3 protein-coding genes and 1 pseudogene are annotated in these 4,493 nt (G+C 72.1%); all 4 read right to left on the bottom strand.

What is annotated here, in order from left to right:
• The coding region (locus x551_RS18740; protein WP_036250148.1) for a FadR/GntR family transcriptional regulator at window positions 1-703 on the bottom strand (703 nt) is incomplete at its 3' end.
• Between the two features lie 119 nt (window positions 704-822).
• Window positions 823-2,173: pseudogene (gudD, locus tag x551_RS18745) on the bottom strand (glucarate dehydratase).
• A 118-nt stretch (window positions 2,174-2,291) separates the two neighbouring features.
• A complete protein-coding gene (locus tag x551_RS18750; protein WP_036235744.1) occupies window positions 2,292-3,260 on the bottom strand; it encodes a tripartite tricarboxylate transporter substrate binding protein in 969 nt (322 codons plus the stop codon).
• A gap of 110 nt (window positions 3,261-3,370) precedes the next feature.
• Window positions 3,371-4,414 carry a LacI family DNA-binding transcriptional regulator gene (locus x551_RS18755; RefSeq protein WP_036250152.1) on the bottom strand — a complete coding sequence of 348 codons (1,044 nt, stop codon included), beginning with the start codon at window positions 4,412-4,414 and terminating at the stop codon, window positions 3,371-3,373.
• Window positions 4,415-4,493 lie beyond the last annotated feature (79 nt).

The following is a 4,493-nucleotide window of genomic DNA, read 5'->3' on the forward strand; positions in this document are numbered from 1 at the left end:
GGCGGCGCTCGCGGCTGTTGGCCAGGTGGGTGCGCATCGCGGCGCGCGCCGCCTCGGCGTCCTGGCTGGCAATGGCGTCGTAGATGCTCTCGTGCTCGCCGTTCACGCGGCGCAGGTAGTCGCGGCGCTCGGCGCTCTGCGCTTGCGGCTCGTCGAGGCGAGCGCGCGGGATGATCATCGCGCCCAGCGTGCCCATCAGCTCGGCGAAATGGTGGTTCTGGGTGGCGCGCGCCACCTCCAGGTGGAACTGGAAGTCGGCGCCGACCGCGTCACGGCCCGCCTCCACCGCCGCGGCGAAGGCGTCCAGCGCGCCGCGCAGGGTGGTCAGGTTGTCGGCGCTGCGGCGCAGCGCGGCGAGGCCGGCCGCCTCGGTCTCGACGCCGATGCGCAGTTCCAGCACCGCGATCACGTCGCGCAGCGTCGCGAACTGCTCCGGCGCGATGCGGAACGGCGCCGCATCGCCGAACCCGACCACGAAGGTGCCGACGCCGTGCCGGGTGGCCACCAGCCCGCCGGCCTGGAGCTTGGAGATCGCCTCGCGCACCACGGTGCGGCTGACGCCGAACTCCGCCATGATCGCCGCCTCGGTGGGCAGCTTGTCGCCGGGGGCCAGGCGGCCGTCGCGGATGCGGTCCCCCAGCGCGTCGACCAGCTCGAGCGCGAGCGTGCGGGGGCGGCGGCGAGGCGCGAAAGGCATGTCCATGTCGGGAGGACCCGGTGACGGCGGCCTCGGAGGCCGGGGTGGATGGGCAGTAGTTGTATGACAACCGTCACGTAAAAGCAAGCGATCGGGCCGACATCATCGCCGAGACGGCCACCGGTTCAGCGCAGCATGCAGGGCCGTTTGGGATCGAAGCGCCAGTTCGAGATCAGGTGCTGCATCGCCACCGCGTCGTCGCGCGCGCCCAGGCCGTGCTGCAGGTAGAGCCGGTGCGCCTTCTCGACCTCGACCATGTCGAGCGTCACGCCCAGACCCGGCTTCTTCGGCACCTGCACGTGGCCGCCGACGATCTGCAGCGGCTCCTGCGTCAGGCGTTGTCCGTCCTGCCAGATCCAGTGCGTGTCGATCGCGGTCACGCGGCCCGGCGCCGCGGCGCCACGTGGGTGAACATGGCCAGCGAGACGTCGAAGTGGTTGTTCGAGTGCGAGCCCCAGGTCAGGCCCCAGTCGCGGCAGGTCTGCGCCACGCGCACCGAGCCGGCCATCGTCCAGAAATGCGGATCGGCCAGCGGGATGTCGACCGACTGCAGCGACAGCGCGTGCGTGAGCTGGCGCCAGTCGGTGGCAACCATGTTGGTCGCGGTCGGCAGGCCGGTGGCGCGGCGGAACTCGGCCATCACCTCGCGGCCGGAGTAGCCCTCTTCCGCACCGCAGGGGTCCTCGGCGTAGGCCACCACGCCGCGCATGCGCTGGCCGAGGCGGATCGCGTCCTTCAGCAGCCAGCCGCCGTTGGGGTCGAGCGTCACGCGGGCGTCGGGGAAGCGCTCGTGGATCGCGGTGACCGCGTCGACCTCGGCGTCGCCGGCCAGTACGCCGCCCTTGAGCTTGAAGTCGTTGAAGCCGTAGCGCGCACGCGCCGCCTCGGCCAGCCTCACCACCGCCTCGGGCGTCATCGCCGCCTCGTGGCGCAGGCGCTGCCAGTCGTCGGCGTCGGCCGCCTCGTCGGCCGGGCTCGCATAGGCAGATCGGTCTTGCGGCGGTCGCCGACGAAGAACAGGTAGCCCAGCATCTCGACCGACTCGCGCTGCTGGCCCTCGCCGAGCAGCGCCGCGACCGGCAACTCGAGGTGCTGGCCCAGCAGGTCGAGCAGCGCCGACTCGACGGCCGTCACGACGTGGATGGTGGTGCGCAGGTCGAAGGTCTGCAGCCCGCGCCCGCCGGCGTCGCGGTCGGCGAAGCGCTCGCGCACCGTGCGCAGCACGCGCTGCACGTCGCCCGCCGGCTGGCCGACGACCCACTCTCGCGCGTCCTCCAGCGTCTGGCGGATCTTCTCGCCGCCCGGCACCTCGCCGACGCCGCTGCGCCCGGCGTTGTCGCTCAGGATCACGAGGTTGCGGGTGAAGAACGGCCCGTGCGCGCCGCTCAGGTTCATCAGCATCGAGTCGCGCCCCGCGACCGGGATGACGCGCATCGCGGTGACACGCGGCGTCGAAGACAAGGTGGCGTTAGGCATCGTGGTCCTGCGAGGTCAAAGGAGGGGCATCCAGCAGACGCCGCGGGTCCGGCTCCGCCGGCCCGCCAGCGTCGCCCCTCGAGGGGGAGCGGCGCAGCCGCAACGGGGGTGGTCGTCATCAATCTGCGGTGATCTTCCGCGTCTCGATCACGTTCTTCCAGCGCGCGTACTCGGCCTGCTGGAAGGCGGCGAACTGCTCGGGCGTGTTGGCCACCACCTCGATGCCGATCTCGGCCAGCTTGTGCTTCACCTGCGCATCGTTCAGCGCCCCCACCAGCGCGGCGTGCAGCTTGCCTTTCACGTCGGCCGGCAGTCCCTTGGGCGCGGCGACCGCCTGCCACGAGTAGACGTCGACGCCCTTCACGCCGCTCTCGACCAGCGTCGGCACGTTCGGCAGCACCGCCGAACGCTTGTCGCCGGTGACCGCGATGGCGCGCAGCTTGCCCGCGTTGATGTGCTGCAGCACGGCGTTGACGTTCTGGAACGACGCGTCGACCTGCCCACCCAGCAGGTCCTGGATCGCCGGCGCGCCGCCCTTGTACGGGACGTGCGTGCCGCTGGTGCCGGTCTGCAGCCAGAACAGCTCGGCGGTCAGGTGGTCCGACGAGCCGTTGCCCGAGGACGCGAGCGTCATCTTGCCCGGCTCCTTCTTCGCCGCGGCGATCACCTCGGCCACCGTCTTCAGCGGCGAAGCGGCCGGCACCACCAGCACGTTGGGCGCCTGCACCGCGACGGTCAGCAGGTCGAAGTCCTTCAGCGCGTCATACGGCATGCCCTTGATCAGGTGCGGCGCGATCACGAAAGGCCCCAGGGAGGACAGCAGCAGCGTGTAGCCGTCCGGCGCCGCGCGCTTGACCTGGCCGGCACCGATGGTGCCGGTGGCGCCGGCCTTGTTGTCGACGATGAAGGTCTGGCCCAACTGCTCCTGCAGCTTGGGCGCGATGGCGCGCGCCAGCGTGTCGGTGGAGCCGCCCGGCGGGAAGGGCACGACGATCGTCACCGGCTTGTCGGGCCAGGCCGCGGCCTGCGTGGAAAGCGGGCCCAGCGCGGCGAGCGCGAGGCACAGCGAGGTCAGCAGCTTGTTCATCGGGTCAGTCTCCTGGTGCGGCGAGGTCGCCATTTGGTAGCGCTATCGTTTGCAAATGGTAGCGCTACCGTTCGCGATTGCAAGCCACCGCAGATGGGTGAAAACCCTGATCAGCTGCTGCCGCGCTCGATGACGCGGAAGCCCACGTCGACGATCTTCTCGCCCACCGCGCGGCCGTCGGCGCGGTCGACGATGAAGCGCGCCGCGCGCTGGCCGATGCCGGTGCCGTCGATGCGCACGGTGCTCAGCGCCGGCTGGGTATCGGCGGCGAAGCCCAGGTCGCCGAAGCCGACCACCGCCAGCTGCCGCGGCACCGCGATGCCGCGCGCCGCGGCCTCGATCAGCACGCCCAGCGCCAGCATGTCGGAGCTGCAGAACACCGCATCGACCTCGGGCCGCTCGGCCAGCAGACGTGCCAGGCCGCTGCGGCCGCTGCCCAGCGTGGTGGGCGCCGGCACGCGCAGCACCGGGATCTCGGCCGCGTCGCGCACCAGGCCCAGGCGCAATGCCTCGTCGACGAAGCCGCGGTTGCGACGCAGTGCGCGCTCGTCGTCGGCGCTCAGCAGTGCCGGGTGGCGCCGGCCCTTGGCGTGCAGGTGGCGAGCCACGGCGGCGGCCGCTTCCGCATGGGAGAAACCGACCAGCATGTCGATCGGCGTCGGCGTGAGGTCCCAGGTCTCGACCACCGGGATGCCGCTCGCCAGCAGGCGGCGCCGGCCCTCCGGCGAATGCAGGATGCCGGTCAGCACGATGCCGTCGGGACGGCGGCCGATGATGGCCTCGAGCAGCGCGTCCTCGCGCGACTCGGTGTAGCCGCTCTGCCCCAGCATCAGCTGGTAGCCGGCGTCAGCGAGCGCGCTGGTCAGCGACTGCACCATCTCCATGAACACCGGCCCGGCGATCGTCGGCACGACGGCCGCGACGAGCCGGCTGCGTGCCGAGGCCAAACCGCCGGCGAGTCGGTTCGGCACGTAGCCGGTGCGCGCCACCGCTTCGCGCACGCGCGCCAGCTTGTCGGGCGCCACCTGGTCCGGAGTGTTCAGCGCGCGCGAGGCCGTGATCGGCGAGACCCCGGCGAGGCGCGCCACGTCACCGAGCGTGATGCCGCCGCCGCGGCGCGAGCGGCGGGGCGCGGTGGCGTCGGGCGCTGTCATCTCGCGAGTGTAGTGGAGATGACACCGCTACCATCGGTGCCGTCGCCCCGGGGCGAACGCGCCGGGCGGCCCGGCCCCG

It is taken from the genome of Methylibium sp. T29 (assembly GCF_000576205.1).
Classification (GTDB): Bacteria; Pseudomonadota; Gammaproteobacteria; order Burkholderiales; family Burkholderiaceae_C; genus Methylibium; species Methylibium petroleiphilum.